This is a genomic window from Pseudoalteromonas sp. OF7H-1, assembly GCF_022347825.1.
GTDB lineage: Bacteria > Pseudomonadota > Gammaproteobacteria > Enterobacterales > Alteromonadaceae > Pseudoalteromonas > Pseudoalteromonas maricaloris.
This window is the reverse complement of record NZ_JAKRFX010000021.1, coordinates 42,315-59,277: the sequence shown is the minus strand read 5'-3', so window position 1 is coordinate 59,277 and position 16,963 is coordinate 42,315. Positions and strand designations below refer to the sequence as shown.

The window sequence follows — 16,963 nt, the reverse complement described above, 5'->3', positions numbered from 1 at the left end:
GCAATTTTACCAAAAATCAATCGAATATGGAAAGTAAGGAAAGGCCTTTGAGACAACTTCATTTGATTTTACTCATATTTTTATTAATTTTAACGGGTTGTGCGCAACAATTACCTCAGCAAAACGTAGCACAAGACTGGCAATCTAGGCTAAAACAACAAAAAAATTGGCAAGCGAGAGGTAAACTTGCATTTATTGCCCCAGACAATCGTCAATCAGCTAACTTTAATTGGTATTTAAAAGAAGATAAACAAAATCTGATTTTAACCAGCTTTGTTGGCACCCGCATATTCGAACTAGAAGAATTAGACACACATTCGGAGCTGACCTTTGAAGACAATGTCCATAAAGGCATGGACAGTAGCGATCTGGTTAAGCGTTTAAGTGGTCTCTCTCTTCCGGTCAATCAAGCCCCTCAATGGCTAACGGGCTTAGTTGAAGCACCAGCCAGCGAACTTGATGACCTTGGCAGAATAAGCAATGCACAGTGGCAAAGCCCATCTGGCCGAGTGTGGCAAATCACCTATCAACAATATAAAATGCAAGACGGAATGTGGCTGCCTAGCCGCATGAAACTCTCATCGACCAATATTGAGGTCAAAGTATTAATCACTTCATGGCAGTTTAAATGAAGACATTGACGCTAAGCGCACCGGCAAAATTAAATCTTTTTTTGCATATCAATGGCCGTCGAGAAGACGGCTACCATGAATTAGAAACTTTATTTACTTTCTTAGATTTTGGTGATGAATTAGCATTTACGCTAACCAGTAACCAGCAAGAAATCGTCATTTGTGGTGACACCGCAGGTATTCCACTCGAAGATAACCTCATTTATAAAGCCGCCAAAATTCTTGAGCCCTATAAAAAAATTGCGGATGGTGTCGACATTCACTTAAATAAACAGCTTCCCATGGGTGGAGGTGTTGGTGGTGGTTCATCCGATGCTGCCACGACTTTATTGGCACTCAATACGCTGTGGCAATGTCAGCTTACTATCCCAGAACTTGCAAAACTCGGTCTGCAGCTAGGCGCCGATGTGCCTGTTTTTGTTGAAGGTAAAACAGCTGTAGCCCACGGCGTTGGCGAGCAACTTGAGCCAATTGACATCGCGCAAAAATGGTATTTGGTGGTTGCCCCCCCCGTTCATGTCAGCACCGCGTTAGTCTTTACTCACCCAGATTTACCACGCAATACGCCTAAGCTAAAAAACGGTTGGAAACTCTCGGATACGGGCAACGACTGTCAAACTCTTGTCAAAAAGCTTTACCCCGAGGTTGAAAAGACCCTCGCGTGGTTGCTAAAATATGCACCAACCAAAATGACTGGTACTGGAGCTTGTTGTTTCGCGGAGTTTGAAAATCGTGAGGCAGCGCTGCGTGTGCTCGAAACTCTACCTTCATCTTGGCAGGGCTTTATTGCCCAAAATACAAGTGAGTCAATTTGTCATCGACAATTGCGCGCTTGGCAAAACTAGAAGTAAATTGTTTAAGTTAGCTTGTTTTGACTTTTTTTATTTCATGGTCATTGCATGTTAGTCCAAAAAATTCAGTGCCTGAGGAACCCTACCGTGCCCGACATGAAGCTCTTCGCTGGTAACGCAACACCTGAGCTAGCTCAAAAAGTTGCAAAACGTTTGTTTATTGAGTTAGGTGATGCCGTTGTTGGCCGTTTTAGCGACGGTGAAATTAGCGTTCAAATCAACGAAAACGTTCGTGGTTCAGATGTATTCATCATCCAATCAACATGTGCTCCTACAAATGATAATTTAATGGAGTTAATCGTCATGGTTGATGCGCTACGTCGTGCATCTGCTGGTCGTATCACAGCCGTTATTCCTTATTTCGGTTACGCACGTCAAGACCGCCGTGTGCGCTCTGCTCGTGTTCCAATTACTGCTAAAGTTGTTGCAGACTTCCTTTCAAGCGTAGGTGTTGACCGTGTCCTTACCGTCGACCTACACGCAGAACAAATCCAAGGCTTCTTCGACGTACCTGTTGACAATGTATTCGGTAGCCCAGTGCTAATCGAAGACATGAAAGAGCGTAAGTTCGAAGATGTAGTAGTAGTTTCACCTGATATCGGTGGTGTGGTTCGTGCTCGTGCGATTGCAAAACTGTTAGATGATAAAGACCTAGCGATCATTGATAAGCGTCGTCCACAGGCTAACGTTTCTCAAGTTATGCACATCATTGGTGATGTTGCTGGTCGTGACTGTATCATTGTCGATGACATGATAGATACAGGCGGTACTTTATGTAAAGCAGCAGCAGCACTTAAAGAGCACGGTGCAAAACGCGTATTCGCTTATGCAACCCACCCAGTACTTTCGGGCAATGCTGCGGAAAACCTACGCAACTCAGTTATCGATGAAGTTATCGTGACTGACTCAATTCCACTTTCTGATGAATTGAAAGCGCTTGATAACATCAAAGTACTAACACTTGCAGATATGATGGCCGAAACTATCCGCCGTATCAGCAACGAAGAGTCAATCTCTGCGATGTTTCAACACTAATCGGCACCAAAACTGATTAGCCAAAAAGCACCTCTGGTGCTTTTTTTGTTTTATAGGTTTCATTGCAAGTGCGTTAGTGGTATATTGGCGCGCCTTTTTTAGGCAGGGAGCTTGGTCGCGAGCTCTCTGACACATTAACTTAAATTATTTTGGAGACATCCATGTCTGTATACAAATTAGACGCTGAAGTACGTTCTGACCTAGGTACTGGTGCGAGCCGCCGCCTACGTCGCGCTGACAAAGTTCCTGCAATCCTATACGGTGCTGGTAAAGATGCAGTTTCACTAACTCTTGATCACAACAAAGTATTGAAAGCGCAAGAAGACGAAGGTTTCTACACTCACATCCTAACGCTAAACATTGGCGGTGAGTCTGTTGAAGCAATTCTTAAAGATATGCAACGTCACCCGTACAAGCCTAAGATCACTCACTTAGACTTCCAACGCGTTGATGCTTCTCAAAAGCTTCACACTAAAGTTCCTGTTCACTTCATCAACGAAGAGAAAGCAACTAAAGGTGGCAACACTATCGTTCACCAACTAACTGAAATTGAAATCACTTGTCTTCCAGCAAGACTTCCTGAGTTCATCGAAGTTGACGTAGCGACTCTAGCTGTTGGCGCAACTCTACACCTATCTGATATCAAGCTTCCAGCTGGCGTTGTTTCAGTTGAACTTGCTAAAGGTGCAGATCACGACCAAGCGGTTGTTTCAGTAAACGCTCCTAAAGCAGCTCCTGCTGAAGAGTCTGCTGAAGACGCAGCTGAGTAATTGTTCAGGTGTTAACACCTTGAATAATATTCAAATGCTTGTGGGCCTGGCTAATCCAGGCCCCGAATACGCAAACACCCGTCATAACGCTGGCGCTTGGTTTATCGAAGAACTAGCCAGAAGATACAACTGCCTCCTAAAACCAGACGCTAAACATCACGGCCTCACTGGCAAAGTGCTCATCAATAATCAAGAGTTTAAATTGCTGATCCCTACGACTTATATGAACTTAAGTGGTAAAGCGGTCGCGAGTCTTGCCAATTTTTATAAGATCCCCGTTGAGAGTATTCTTGTTGCTCACGATGAAATGGATTTAGAACCCGGTATCGCCAAACTCAAAAAAGGTGGTGGTCACGGCGGTCACAATGGCTTAAAAGACATAATCGCTAAAATGGCAAATAACAAAGAATTTATGCGATTGCGTGTTGGTATTGGTCACCCAGGACACAGAGACAAAGTCACAGGGTGGGTTTTAGGCAAAGCACCACAAGCTGATCAAGAGAAAATTGATGCTGCTGTGGATGAAGCAGTCCGATGTATGGAAATACTCGCAAAAGACGGTGTGTTAAAAGCGCAAAATCGACTACATTCATTTAAACCGTAACAGTTCACTGCTGCGATTGATTGAGTAATACCTAAGCTTCTCGTTCGCCATGATGCGTGCTTGAGATAATACGGTAGAAATTTAGGAATAAACACTATGGGTTTTAAATGTGGCATTGTTGGTTTACCTAACGTAGGTAAATCTACTTTATTTAATGCGTTGACTAAAGCGGGCATTGAGGCCGCAAACTTTCCTTTCTGTACTATCGAACCGAATACCGGTGTAGTACCTGTACCAGATGCTCGTCTTGACCAGCTAGCTGAAATTGTAAATCCTCAGCGTACTATCCCAACTTCAATGGAGTTTGTGGATATCGCCGGTTTGGTAAAAGGCGCATCAAAAGGCGAAGGTTTAGGTAACCAATTTTTGGCAAACATCCGTGAAACGGATGCTATCGGTCACGTAGTTCGCTGTTTTGAAAATGAAAATATCGTTCACGTTGCTGGCCAAATCGATCCTGCTGAAGACATTGATGTTATCAACACTGAGCTGGTACTTGCAGACATGGATACTGCTGATCGCGCAGTGTTACGTAACGCGAAGAAAGCGAAAGGCGGCGATAAAGACGCGAAATTTGAACTAGTTGTACTTGAAAAAGTAAAAGCGCACTTGGACGAAGGCTTAACGCTTCGCTCACTTGAGCTAAATAAAGAAGAAGCGGCAGCAATAAGCTACCTAAACTTTTTAACGATCAAGCCAACTATGTACATCGCCAATGTTAACGAAGATGGCTTTGAAAACAACCCATTCCTAGACAAAGTACGTGAAATTGCAGCAGCAGAAGACGCGGTTGTGATCCCTGTATGTGCAGCAATTGAGGCTGAACTTTCTGAACTTGAAGAAGAAGATAAGAAAGAGTTTATGGATGACTTAGGCTTAGAAGAGCCAGGCCTAAACCGCGTGATCCGTGGTGGTTATGAGTTGTTAAAACTGCAAACTTACTTTACAGCTGGCGTAAAAGAAGTGCGTGCATGGACTATCCCTGTTGGCGCGACAGCACCTCAAGCTGCTGGTAAAATCCACACAGACTTTGAACGTGGTTTTATTCGTGCACAGACTATCGGCTTTGATGATTATATCGAGTTCCGTGGTGAATCTGGTGCGAAAGACGCAGGTAAAATGCGTCAAGAAGGTAAAGAATACATCGTGAAAGATGGCGATGTGATGAACTTCTTATTTAACGTGTAACCATAGTTACTACACGCTATTTCAATAAAAGGAGCTTCGGCTCCTTTTTAGTTTTATCAACTCTGCTTTTTAATCAAATAAGTACCTTGTTCTTCAGAGTAAGTTATAGACTTCAAAGGAATAAAAATTCACAGGTTTTGTTAAAAATTTGCAATTGCCCCGCTTGATTTGATATAAAAACAAGCCGTTTCGCTTAATTTATCTGCAAACAAACTGTGTTAGCAGATTTTTTGCAAAAAAGGTGTTGACGGCTTGGGGGCATATACGCATAATACGCCCCGCATCAGCGATGATGAGAAGTTAAAGAGATGGCTATGTAGCTCAGCTGGTTAGAGCACATCACTCATAATGATGGGGTCCCCTGTTCAAATCAGGGCATAGCCACCATGCTTTAACTACTACCAAAACTCATCGATTTTTTGTTGCAAAAAATATGCGGAAGTAATGGAATTGGCAGTTGTCTTAATATAGACGCTGGATTTAGGTTCCAATAACTAATGCAAAAAGATGTGCGGAAGTGGCGGAATTGGTAGACGCGCTGGATTTAGGTTCCAGTATCTTCGGATGTGAGAGTTCAAGTCTCTCTTTCCGCACCATGTTCTCGATTGGAACTAAAACAATCAAATTTTCGTTGGAGTATCGCCAAGCGGTAAGGCAGCGGGTTTTGATCCCGCCATTCCCAGGTTCAAATCCTGGTACTCCAGCCAATGGCTATGTAGCTCAGCTGGTTAGAGCACATCACTCATAATGATGGGGTCCCCTGTTCAAATCAGGGCATAGCCACCATTTACAAATGCGGAAGTGGCGGAATTGGTAGACGCGCTGGATTTAGGTTCCAGTATCTTCGGATGTGAGAGTTCAAGTCTCTCTTTCCGCACCATGTTCTCGATTGGAACTAAAACAATCAAATTTTCGTTGGAGTATCGCCAAGCGGTAAGGCAGCGGGTTTTGATCCCGCCATTCCCAGGTTCAAATCCTGGTACTCCAGCCAACTTTCTGAAGTTGAGGAATGAGCAGATGTCTTGAAATAGGCGCTGGGTTTAGGTTCCAAATACTCCAGACAATATAATGCGGAAGTGGCGGAATTGGTAGACGCGCTGGATTTAGGTTCCAGTATCTTCGGATGTGAGAGTTCAAGTCTCTCTTTCCGCACCATGTTCTTTCAAGTAGAACTCAAACTCTTGAACTTACCTCTATTGCTGGGTATCGTCTCGACACAAAGTGGAAGCGGTAAGGTAGCCTAACTCAAATCTGGGCTAAATAAGATTTGAACTTACCTCTATTGCTGGGTATTGCCTCGACACGAAGTGGAAGCGGTAAGGTAGCCTAACTCAAATCTGGGCTAAATAAGATTTGAACTTACCTCTATTGCTGGAGTATCGCCAAGCGGTAAGGCAGCGGGTTTTGATCCCGCCATTCCCAGGTTCAAATCCTGGTACTCCAGCCATCTCTTTTTGAGATGTTAGGTACAAATAATATATCTACTGTGCGGAAGTGGCGGAATTGGTAGACGCGCTGGATTTAGGTTCCAGTATCTTCGGATGTGAGAGTTCAAGTCTCTCTTTCCGCACCATTTAGTAACAATTTCTTTCCTCTTTATTCATTCCTAGCTCATTTTTCTAATGTTACTTTTAAACTTTCTCCATGTTAGGAAAGAAAGTGCTAAAGTCTTTATTTCTTTTATTCTCATTAATCATTTTCAGTATACCTAGCTTTGTAGAAGCAAAGGCTAGCTCGATTTGCTCTCCATCACACATAGAAATAGCACTCAAGCATTTTAGCTACTGTCAGCCCTCGGAGCAGGCAAATAAAGTTTCATTTCAAACTTTCATTAGCGATACCTACTCAGTTGTAATTAGCGACAACTCTTCTGAACTAACGTTAAGCTGGATAACTGGCGCGACTGCACTTGCTGGTCTACCTAACAAGTACGATTTAACACCTCTTGAGTTTATGACACGAGCTTTCAATGGCACCTTTGATATACAGAGTGAAGACATGCAGAAAGTCAGTGCTGAGCTTGGCGTTATAGACGAAGCAAATGTGTTTACCGCTACTCACGGAGCAAAACATATTTTTTCTTCTATCAGACCTTCAGGAGTTCAAACTGCTTACATTTTGCAGCCCAACAGTGATTGGTTATTAAGGCTAGATGGCAAATTTGATATTAATACCTTGATGTATGTCGTCGATAAGCTAACACTGATGAGATGATTTCGGCACTAAATAATGAAGCGTGCAGTAATACCAATTTATCTTAATACTTGCCCCTTCAAAAAGATCACTTAATTAAGTAAATTGGTGTAACACGCTCAGTGTAGAGAACAAAGATTAAAAACCAACCCCTCCCATGGCGTGCTTAAGCACTTCTTTTTTTAACGGTCCGGCTTTATTCGCCACATTCAGCGCCAGATTTCTCAAATGCTTTAACGGTGTTACTTGATTCGAAAAGCCAAAATAACACGCATCCATCATACTCATCATCAAGAGGTTGTCTTTTCTACGCTTTGACTCGTAATGATGTAGTGCACTGCCGTCACCAATATCTTCTTTTGACTCAATCGCTTCAGCAAGTGCCGCTACGTCTTTAAAGCCAAGATTTACTCCCTGCCCTGCTAACGGATTAATGGTATGAGCTGCATCTCCTACTAATACCACTCGTTCGCTCACGTATTGGTTAGCATGTTGCCTTGCTAAAGGAAAAACCGCCACTTCTTCAATCTCAAAATCACCGGGTAGCTCAAAAAATGCAGCCTTTACTTCTTGTTTTAGCGCCTGCTTATCTAGTTGCTTAAGTAAATTGAGTTTATTGCCGTTGTCATACCAAATCAGATTGGCATACGGATACTGCATAGGTAAAAAGGCAATGGGACCTGATGGCTTAAATTGCTGCCATGTTTTTTCTTGTTGCGGCGCGTCGAGTTTAATCAGCAGCCCCATACAATGTTGCTCATATTGCCACCCCGTCACGCCTATACCACTCATTTGTCTGACGATAGAACGGCCACCATCAGCAGCAATTAACAAATCAGCGGTAAAGGATGCTGCTTGATACTCAATCGTCACGGAATCCTCATTATGAACAATGCGCTTTGGGATCCCCTCTGGTGAAACCACTTTGATATCAAATTCCTCAAACTGTTGCCACAATGCAGCTTGGATGAGGTTATTCTCAATTAAGTGGCCTAAGTGCGAGGCGTTTAGCGCTTCACAATCGAATATCAATTGTCCTGGCTTATCCTCATAGGCTTCTAGCTGCTTGTAAACCGCGGCTCTGGTGCTTCTTAACACAGGCATAGCACCAAGCTCATCTAGTAACTGCTCGGAAAAGCGATTGATAGCAGAAACGCGAATATCTACCTTATCACTTGCGAGTATTTCACCAGGTGAGATGGGAGAATGTTCAATAATGGTTACGTCAACACCTTGCTTCGCTAGCTTAACAGCACACGCCGCACCAACCATGCCACCACCGACTATCAGAGCCTTGTTTTTCATGCCTTATTCCACTTAATTGAGTCTTTGCGCATTGTAACGCATATAAAAACAGATGTTTGCTTAAAACACCCTGTATTGATCCACATTTTGAAAGTTAAAATCTATACTTGGCTAGACAAGATAGGTCATATAAAATACGCGTCCTTTAGGCATAATGATATCAATTCAGCATCGCCTGCACGAGAAACGCGTAGTGCTAAACACCGAGTTGTAAACGAGGCAATATTTAAATGAGTAAAAAACTGCATATTAAAACCTGGGGTTGTCAGATGAACGAGTATGACTCCCAGAAAATGGCGGATCTTTTGGATTCAACAAATGGCTATCAGCTTACAGAAGAAGCTGAGCAAGCTGATGTGATCCTACTCAATACTTGCTCGATTCGTGAGAAGGCACAGGAAAAAGTATTCCACCAACTTGGTCGTTGGAAACTACTAAAAGACACAAACCCTGATCTTGTTATCGGTGTTGGTGGCTGCGTAGCATCACAAGAAGGCGACACCATTCGTCAGCGCGCTCCATTTGTTGATATCGTGTTTGGCCCACAAACATTGCACCGTCTACCAGAGATGATCAAGCAGGTGCAAAGCAAAGAAGGTGCTGTCGTTGATATTTCATTCCCTGAAATTGAAAAATTTGACCGTCTCCCTGAACCAAAGGCTGAAGGCCCGAGTGCATTTGTTTCAATTATGGAAGGTTGCTCTAAGTACTGTACGTTCTGTGTAGTACCGTACACGCGTGGCGAAGAAGTAAGCCGTCCTTTAGATGATGTGATCCTTGAAGTTGCTCAGCTTGCGGAGCAAGGTGTACGTGAAGTGAACTTACTCGGTCAGAACGTAAATGCTTACCGTGGTGAAATGCACGATGGTGAAATTTGTTACTTCTCTGACTTAATTCGCTACGTTGCAGCAATTGACGGTATTGACCGTATTCGTTATACAACATCTCACCCAGTTGAATTTACACCAGATATCATTGAAGCCTATGCGGATGTGCCAGAGCTTGTTGACCATTTACACCTACCGGTACAAAGTGGTTCAGACCGTATTCTAAACCTGATGAAACGCGGTCATACTGCGCTTGAGTACAAGTCAACGATCCGCAAGCTACGGAAGATCCGTCCGAACCTAAGCATGTCTTCAGATTTCATCATTGGTTTCCCAGGCGAATCGAACGCAGACTTTGAAGCAACGATGAACCTGATTAATGATATCGGTTTTGATATGAGTTTTAGTTTCATCTACTCAGCGCGGCCTGGCACACCAGCAGCCGACTTACCTGATGATGTTGCAGAATCAGAAAAGAAAGAACGCCTGTATCTGCTACAGAACCGTATCAACCAAATGGCGCAGGATATCAGCCGCAAGATGCACGATACCGAGCAGCGTATTTTGGTTGAGGGCCCATCGAAGAAAAACCCAATGGAACTGCGTGGTAGAACCGAAAATAACCGCGTTGTAAACTTCGAAGGTCCACACTCAGTGATCGGCCAATTCGTCGATGTGCGTATTACTGAGGCGTTACCAAACTCTTTACGTGGTGAACTTATCCGTACTGAAGCAGAAATGGATTTACGTCGTGACGTAAAACCGTCGGATATCTTAAATAAAGCACCACAAGAACCTGAAATTAATGAATTAGGTGTTGGTACTTTTACCCCCTAGCATTTTTAAATTGTGCGCTAGCTTCGGCTAGCGTCATTTTTATAGGAAGACATTTTGAGTAATCAGATAAAGAATATAGAAATTTACTTAGAACCCGCAGATAACCACCGCCTTTCTTCACTTTGTGGTCCGTTCGACGAAAATCTAAAACAAATAGAACGTCGCCTTGGAGTTGAAATCGCGCACCGTGACAATTGGTTTAAAGTGACCGGACAAGCGGTAACGGCAAAAGCAGCTGTGGATATTCTGAAATCTCTATATGTTGATACTCAGCCTGTGAAAGGAAAAATGACAGAAATCGAACCGGATCAGGTTCATCTGGCCATCACAGAAGCGAACGTACTTGAACAAGACGCCCCAACCGTGTGGGACAAAGAAGTCTATATTAAGACTCGTCGCGGTGTGGTTAAGCCTCGTAACCCAAATCAGAGCCAATATGTCGCTAATATCTTAACTCACGATATTACCTTTGGTGTTGGTCCTGCGGGTACTGGTAAAACCTACCTTGCTGTTGCAGCAGCGGTTGATGCGCTAGAACGTCAAGAGATACGTCGCATCCTCCTCACTCGTCCAGCGGTTGAAGCTGGTGAAAAGCTGGGCTTCTTACCGGGTGATTTAACACAAAAAATCGACCCTTACCTTCGTCCACTTTATGATGCCCTATTCGAGATGCTTGGTTTTGAAAAAGTTGAGCGCTTAATCGAAAAAAATGTCATCGAAGTTGCACCTTTGGCGTATATGCGTGGTCGAACACTCAATGACGCGTTTATTATCTTGGACGAGAGCCAAAATACCACGACTGAACAAATGAAGATGTTTCTAACGCGGATTGGCTTTAATTCAAAAGCGGTGATCACCGGTGATATCACGCAGATCGATTTACCTCGTGGTGCGCGCTCTGGACTTCGTCATGCGATAGAAGTGCTCAATGATGTAGAAGAGATTTCATTTAACTTCTTTAAATCTCACGATGTAGTTAGACACCCTGTGGTTGCTCGTATCGTCGAAGCATACGAGAAGAAAGAAGAACAAGAGCGTCTCGCTAAAGCTGAAAAGCATCAAGCGAAACAGCAACCTTCTGAGGAATAAACCATGGACTTAATGCTAGATTTGCAATTGGCTTGTGAGTTTGAAAACTTGCCATCCGAAGCACAATTTCAATTATGGGCAGAACATGCATTAACGCAATTTCGCGAAGAAGCGGAATTAACGATTCGCATCGCTGACGAGCACGAAAGCCAAGAGCTCAATAGCCAGTACAGGGGCAAAGACAAGCCAACCAACGTGTTGTCTTTCCCATTTGATGCGCCACCGGGGATTGAGTTGCCACTTATTGGTGATTTAATTATCTGTCCCCAAGTGGTATACCAAGAATCCGTAGAGCAAGAAAAGACCTTTCATGACCACTTCGCCCATATGGTTATCCATGGTTGCTTGCATTTACTTGGATTTGACCATATAAATGAACAAGACGCGGTAGAAATGGAAACAATAGAGAAGCAAATTCTCGCTTCTTTGAATATCGCAGATCCTTACAGAGACGATTGTTAAATTAACGGAGCAGACACAACTAATGAGCGACGATAACTCGCAAAGTAGTCAGGGTTCTTCTAGCAAGACCTGGCTGGGACGCATCACACAGATGCTGCAAGGGGAACCCCAAAATAAAGAAGAACTGGCTGAAGTCATCGCTGATGCGCAAGAGCGCCAGCTGATTGACCCAGAAACCAAAGATATGATGGAAGGTGTACTCAGCGTTTCAGAGCTGAAAGTACGTGACATCATGATCCCACGTTCGCAAATGATTACACTTGATGTAGATGAGCCGCTCAGTGCTCAACTCCCTATGATGGTAGAATCTTCACACTCGCGTTTTCCTGTGATTTGTGAAGACAAAGACCACGTAGAAGGCATCTTACTTGCCAAAGATCTCTTACCTTTGATTTTGCGCGAAGAGAGCGATTTGCCAAGTATCCGCGAATATCTTCGTCCCGCTGTGGTCGTGCCTGAAAGTAAGCGTGTCGATACCCTGCTCAACGAATTCCGTCAAAAACGTTACCATATGGCTATCGTGATTGATGAATACGGCGGTGTATCTGGACTGGTTACTATCGAAGATATTCTCGAAACCATTGTTGGTGAAATCGAAGATGAACATGATGACGACGAAGAACAACAAGATATTCGTCAGCTGTCTAAACATGTTTATACCGTACAAGCACTCACGCCCTTGGATGAGTTCAACGAATTCTTCAAAACCAACTACGACACCCAAGAAGCCGATACCATTGGCGGTATTATTCTTCATGCATTTGGCCATATGCCAAGCCGTGGTGAAACTATAGACATAGATCCCCTTCAGTTTAAGGTAACTAACTCCGATAACCGGAGGATCTTACAAATTCAAGTAAGTGTACCTAAATCTGAACATGTTGAAGACTCTAGTATCTAACCTGAGTAATCTCGCAAAAGATAAGTTTGCATGGCTGGCACTCATTTCTGGCTGTGCGCTTACTTTTGCTTATTCCCCTTTTGGTTTTTGGCCTATCGCGTTTGTCAGCTTGATTATAGCGACTTGGCTTACCGATAAACCCTGTCCAAAGCTCGCGGCTAAGTATGGCTTCTTATTTGGCTTTGGCTGGTTTGCCCTTGGCATAAGCTGGGTGCATGTCTCTATCGCTGAATTTGGTGGTTTACCCTTACCTGTCTCAGTGCTGTTGATGGCATTACTATGTGCTTATCTTGCCATCTACCCGACATTGGCATTTGCTTTTGCTAGCTACTTTACTCGCACACCTTGGCAACGGGTGCTGGCACTTGTTGCGGGGTTTGCCATTACTGAGTGGCTGCGAGGCCACATGCTCACAGGTTTCCCTTGGCTTAGCTTTGGTTATACGTTAACTGACTCGCCATTGAGCAGTTTGGCCCCTTGGATCGGCGAATTTGGCTTAACATTGCTAGTTATTTTAGCGACAACAAGCCTTTACTATCTACTTAAACAACGTGCTATTTATCTCACCATAGTCAGCTTTGCTAGCATTGCCGGTCTATACAGTGTGCCAATCATTCAAGGCCCACTAAAATACTCGGGAGATGAAATCATCACCTTACTTGTACAAGGTAATATCAAGCAGAGTCTGCGCTGGGAGCCTGAGCAATTTTGGCCTACCATGTCTAAATATCGAGATATGACTAGACCTAACTGGCAAGGCGTTGATTTAGTGGTGTGGCCGGAAGCGGCTATTCCTGAATTTGAAGATATCGCCTACCCATTTTTAGAAGGGCTGGACAAAGCAGCCGCGTTTAATGGAACTGCACTAATAACGGGTATTCCCGATTATCAGTTTGATACCAGAACCGCGTACAACACGCTGATCACCCTTGGTAAAAAGGAAAAAGAAGACAGCGAAGGGCAATATCACTACCTGCACAAAAACCGCTACCAGAAGCACCAATTGTTGCCTATTGGTGAGTTTGTACCGTTCGAAGACCTATTGCGTCCTATAGCCCCTCTTTTTAACTTAGCGATGTCGTCATTTACTCGAGGTGATGCGATACAACCGAACCTACTTGCGAACGGTTTGCATGTGTTACCCGCTATTTGCTACGAAATCGCGTTTAGCGAGCTTGTCAGAGGTAACTTTACCTCTGAGTCAGATATTCTTTTTACTGTGAGCAACGACGCTTGGTTTGGTGATTCCCACGGCCCACATCAGCATATGCAGATCGCTCGCATGCGTGCCTTAGAATTACAGCGCCCATTAATTCGAGTAACGAATAATGGTATCACTGGTGTTTACGATCCACTTAGCAAAGTTCAGCATGCCATTCCACAATTCGAAGCCAATATACTGAAAAGTGATGTAAAACTCATTAGTGGAGTGAGCTGGTATGCAGAGCATGGTAATCACCCCATCTGGTTTATTGTCGCTTTTATTATGCTGATACTCACCGCTGCAAAGGTAAAGCCCATAGTGCTTAAGCGATTTGAGCGCAACTTTTTGTAGCTGCGGTTGTTTTAGCTATCGCGATGTGAAATCGCTCCTACATGCAATAAATAACCTCTGGTGGGAGCCGCTTTACGCGGCGAGCTTTTATGCCATATCGCGATGCAAAATCGCTCCTACACGCGATATATAAACTCTGGTAGGAGCCGCTTTACGCTGCGATTTTTTACCATATCGCTATGTAAAATCGCTCCTACACGTAATATATAACCTCTGGTGGGAGCCGCTTTACGCGGCGAGCTTTTTTGTGTCATATCGCGATGTAAAATCGCTCCTACATGCAATATATAACTCTGGCCAGAGCCACTTTACGCGGCGATTTTTTACCATATCGCGATGTAAAATCGCTCTTACATGCAATATATAACCTCTGATGGGAGCCGCTTTACGCGGCGATATCTTATGTCATATCGCGATGTAAAACCGCACCTACACGCGATATATAAACTCTGGTAGGAGCCGCTTTACGCGGCGATCTTTTGTGCCCTATCGCGATGTAAAAGCAGGTTTGTGTTATTACTCACAAGGTATAATAACACTCACTTTCAACCCACCTAATTCGCTATGCGCAACGGCAATGCTGCCACCGTGCAATTCAACCAGTTTTTGACAAATAGATAAACCTAAGCCGGAGCCACCAAGATCTCGGCTACGTGATTTATCACAGCGAAACAAACGTTCAAACAATCTTCCTAAAGCTTCATCGCCCACACCTGGGCTTGAATCTTCAATAACACATTGGATTTGCTGGCTTTGATAGCTAATATTCACGGAGACTTCTCCCGGCTTGTCGGTATAATTCACACTATTACGAGCCAAGTTGTTGAATACCTGAGCAAATCTAGTTACATCAATATCGATTTCCAGTTCATCTGGTAATTCTATATTGGCATTAAACTCAAGCCCTTCATCCGTTACAAAGTCATCAATATCTTCAACAAGACCAATAAACGCTTGTTTGGCATTGACACGCTCTAGCGCTAAGTTAAGGCTGCCAGTATCTGCCTGCGCGAGTTCATAGATATCTTTAATTAATGTGTTAAGAGTATCGAGACGGCGGTTAAGCACTTTGTAGCTCTGCTTTGGATTTTCCACCAAATTATGTTCCAGAGATTCAATATGCAGCTTAAGTACGGTAAGCGGTGTTCTTAATTCATGAGAAATATCTGCAAGTAGTTGCTGCTTTAAATCCAAGGTTTTGTTGAGAAGCTGCTTCTCGAGTTCCAGTGCACGACGTTTGTTTCTCGCAAGTAATAAGAACGCGCTCAGTAGAATGACCAAAACTCCCACCACTGCTGCCGTTACTATTTGTTCTACGCGCTGTTCGGCCAGCTCTACATCACGCTGTGTTTTTAGACTTTGTAGCTCATATTGATTCTTCTGGTACTCTGTATCCATCTGATATGCCAAGGCTTTTTGACTGGCTTCTTTTTCAAGCTGAGAAACCTTAGATTCCGCATATTGCAAGTGATAATTAAGCGCAGACTCAAAGTCACCTTTCGCGCTGTAGGCGTCCTTTAACACTCGTAATGCGGTTTCCTTGAGGCCAAGATAAACCTCATCTTGAGCAATAATTTGCTCCATACTTTGAATAAAAAAATCAGCTCGTTCAGGTAAAACAATTTGCGCATAGGTAGTCATCGTCTCTTGATAAAGCACTTTACTTTGTACCGGATCAATTAACTCTAACGCCTGTTCAACATACTCTTTAGCCTTAGCTTTTTCATTTGCTTTTAATTGAACTTCAGCCAAATTGCTCAGCGCCCAGCCCTGATTTCTGGTGTGCTCATTCTCCTCAAAAATCGTAAATGCTTTTTCAAATGACGCTTGTGCATTGTCATATTGGCTGAGTTTCATTTGTTCACGACCAATGCGGATCAACGTGTAAGCTGAATAAACGATATTGCCCGCTTTAATGTCATAGTCATATGCGGTTTGATAGGCTTCAAGCGACTTTTCATGGTCGCCAATCACTTGATGTGCACCACCTAGGTTATAGTAAACTTGTCCAAGTAAAACCGTATTTTCCTGTTTTTGGTTTTTTAGTACAGCTATCGATTGCTGCAGTAATTCAAGTGCCTTGTCCGGTAATGAAAGATCCGAGTAAACATCTGCTAACTGAGTGATCGCAGACACTTGCAAATCTGGGAGTTCATACTTCTTTGCCACTTCAATTGAGAGTTCATAACTCTCTATCGAGTCTTTATAACTGCCATTGCTTTTGTAAGCAGCAGCCCGAAAGCGATAGGCATGGCTTAACAATCGATGCATATCAAGCGCAGATAGCTGAGATACGGCTAGGTTTAAATAACTAATCGCGTCGCTAAATCTCCCCTCTTTGAGCATGAGGTCACCATACGTTAAAGAGTATTTAGCTTCATATTCGGGTAAATGATGCGAGAGTAATACCTGTTTAAAACGCTCCGCCCATTTATATGCCTCTTCGAGCTGGAAACCGTTTTTTAATGCAACCGTGGTCTTATGGTGAACGTCTGCAATTTCTTCCGGTGTTAAGCCCGACTCTAATACTTGGTCGACTTTTTGAAGTGCGCTATCACGTGTTTCTTGTTGCTGAATTTCTTTAATAAAAGCATCGTATAAACGCTCATTGGCATAAACTAGCGGGCTTAATAGTAGGCAACAAGTAAGCAGTATTATCTTAAAGTGCAACACGTAATCGTCTCTTTGTTATTATCGTTATAAATTGAGCAAAA

At 43.4% G+C, this 16,963-nt stretch carries 14 protein-coding genes and 9 tRNA genes; 21 read left to right on the top strand and 2 right to left on the bottom strand.

What is annotated here, in order from left to right; genetic code table 11:
- The first annotated feature begins 47 nt into the window (after positions 1-47).
- From lolB to MHN30_RS20590, 16 genes are all read left to right on the top strand, one after another.
- Positions 48-632, top strand: a complete 585-nt coding sequence (gene lolB / locus MHN30_RS20665) for a lipoprotein insertase outer membrane protein LolB (protein WP_157234650.1) — start codon at positions 48-50, stop codon at positions 630-632.
- Positions 629-1,477 (top strand): 4-(cytidine 5'-diphospho)-2-C-methyl-D-erythritol kinase, encoded by an 849-nt coding sequence (gene ispE, locus MHN30_RS20660; protein WP_239360954.1) that lies wholly within the window; start codon positions 629-631, stop codon positions 1,475-1,477. Before lolB ends, ispE begins: the two co-directional genes overlap by 4 nt.
- Before the next feature lie 93 nt (positions 1,478-1,570).
- On the top strand, positions 1,571-2,518 hold the full coding sequence (locus MHN30_RS20655) for a ribose-phosphate pyrophosphokinase (RefSeq protein WP_010370444.1): 948 nt from the start codon (positions 1,571-1,573) through the stop codon (positions 2,516-2,518).
- A gap of 161 nt (positions 2,519-2,679) precedes the next feature.
- Positions 2,680-3,288, top strand: a complete 609-nt coding sequence (locus MHN30_RS20650) for a 50S ribosomal protein L25/general stress protein Ctc (protein WP_017217941.1) — start codon at positions 2,680-2,682, stop codon at positions 3,286-3,288.
- 19 nt (positions 3,289-3,307) lie between these two features.
- Positions 3,308-3,892, top strand: a complete 585-nt coding sequence (pth, locus tag MHN30_RS20645; RefSeq protein ID WP_010607356.1) for an aminoacyl-tRNA hydrolase — start codon at positions 3,308-3,310, stop codon at positions 3,890-3,892.
- Between the two features lie 96 nt (positions 3,893-3,988).
- Complete coding sequence (gene ychF / locus MHN30_RS20640; RefSeq protein WP_010370435.1) at positions 3,989-5,080, top strand: redox-regulated ATPase YchF; 1,092 nt, start codon at positions 3,989-3,991, stop codon at positions 5,078-5,080.
- 310 nt (positions 5,081-5,390) lie between these two features.
- Positions 5,391-5,467, top strand: a tRNA-Met gene (locus MHN30_RS20635).
- A 124-nt stretch (positions 5,468-5,591) separates the two neighbouring features.
- Positions 5,592-5,676, top strand: a tRNA-Leu gene (locus tag MHN30_RS20630).
- A gap of 36 nt (positions 5,677-5,712) precedes the next feature.
- Positions 5,713-5,787 (top strand) — tRNA-Gln (locus MHN30_RS20625).
- Between the two features lie 2 nt (positions 5,788-5,789).
- Positions 5,790-5,866: transfer RNA gene (locus MHN30_RS20620), tRNA-Met, on the top strand.
- Between the two features lie 9 nt (positions 5,867-5,875).
- A tRNA-Leu gene (locus MHN30_RS20615) sits at positions 5,876-5,960 on the top strand.
- Positions 5,961-5,996: 36 nt separating this feature from the next.
- A tRNA-Gln gene (locus MHN30_RS20610) sits at positions 5,997-6,071 on the top strand.
- Between the two features lie 79 nt (positions 6,072-6,150).
- Positions 6,151-6,235 (top strand) — tRNA-Leu (locus MHN30_RS20605).
- 217 nt (positions 6,236-6,452) lie between these two features.
- Positions 6,453-6,527 (top strand) — tRNA-Gln (locus MHN30_RS20600).
- A gap of 41 nt (positions 6,528-6,568) precedes the next feature.
- Positions 6,569-6,653, top strand: a tRNA-Leu gene (locus MHN30_RS20595).
- A gap of 86 nt (positions 6,654-6,739) precedes the next feature.
- Positions 6,740-7,294, top strand: a complete 555-nt coding sequence (locus tag MHN30_RS20590; RefSeq protein WP_239360953.1) for a hypothetical protein — start codon at positions 6,740-6,742, stop codon at positions 7,292-7,294.
- Between the two features lie 117 nt (positions 7,295-7,411).
- On the opposite strand, the gene MHN30_RS20585 is transcribed toward MHN30_RS20590, so the two are convergent.
- Positions 7,412-8,578, bottom strand: a complete 1,167-nt coding sequence (locus MHN30_RS20585) for an FAD-dependent oxidoreductase (protein ID WP_239360951.1) — start codon at positions 8,576-8,578, stop codon at positions 7,412-7,414.
- A 230-nt stretch (positions 8,579-8,808) separates the two neighbouring features.
- On the opposite strand from MHN30_RS20585, the gene miaB reads away from it, so the two are divergent.
- From miaB to lnt, 5 genes are read left to right on the top strand one after another with little or no spacing between them, the layout of a single operon-like run.
- Positions 8,809-10,242, top strand: a complete 1,434-nt coding sequence (gene miaB / locus MHN30_RS20580; RefSeq protein WP_010607359.1) for a tRNA (N6-isopentenyl adenosine(37)-C2)-methylthiotransferase MiaB — start codon at positions 8,809-8,811, stop codon at positions 10,240-10,242.
- A 54-nt stretch (positions 10,243-10,296) separates the two neighbouring features.
- Positions 10,297-11,331, top strand: coding sequence for a PhoH family protein (locus tag MHN30_RS20575; protein WP_010370423.1), 1,035 nt, complete (start codon positions 10,297-10,299; stop codon positions 11,329-11,331).
- Positions 11,332-11,334: 3 nt separating this feature from the next.
- Positions 11,335-11,793 carry an rRNA maturation RNase YbeY gene (gene ybeY, locus MHN30_RS20570; protein WP_039491932.1) on the top strand — a complete coding sequence of 153 codons (459 nt, stop codon included), beginning with the start codon at positions 11,335-11,337 and terminating at the stop codon, positions 11,791-11,793.
- A 22-nt stretch (positions 11,794-11,815) separates the two neighbouring features.
- Complete coding sequence (gene corC / locus MHN30_RS20565) at positions 11,816-12,694, top strand: CNNM family magnesium/cobalt transport protein CorC (RefSeq protein WP_010370418.1); 879 nt, start codon at positions 11,816-11,818, stop codon at positions 12,692-12,694.
- Complete coding sequence (gene lnt, locus MHN30_RS20560; protein ID WP_239360949.1) at positions 12,672-14,249, top strand: apolipoprotein N-acyltransferase; 1,578 nt, start codon at positions 12,672-12,674, stop codon at positions 14,247-14,249. Before corC ends, lnt begins: the two co-directional genes overlap by 23 nt.
- Before the next feature lie 516 nt (positions 14,250-14,765).
- Here lnt and MHN30_RS20555 read toward each other — a convergent pair.
- The gene (locus tag MHN30_RS20555) at positions 14,766-16,922 is read right to left on the bottom strand and encodes a tetratricopeptide repeat protein (protein WP_239360947.1); all 2,157 of its coding nucleotides are present in this window, start codon (positions 16,920-16,922) and stop codon (positions 14,766-14,768) included.
- Between the last annotated feature and the right edge of the window lie 41 nt (positions 16,923-16,963).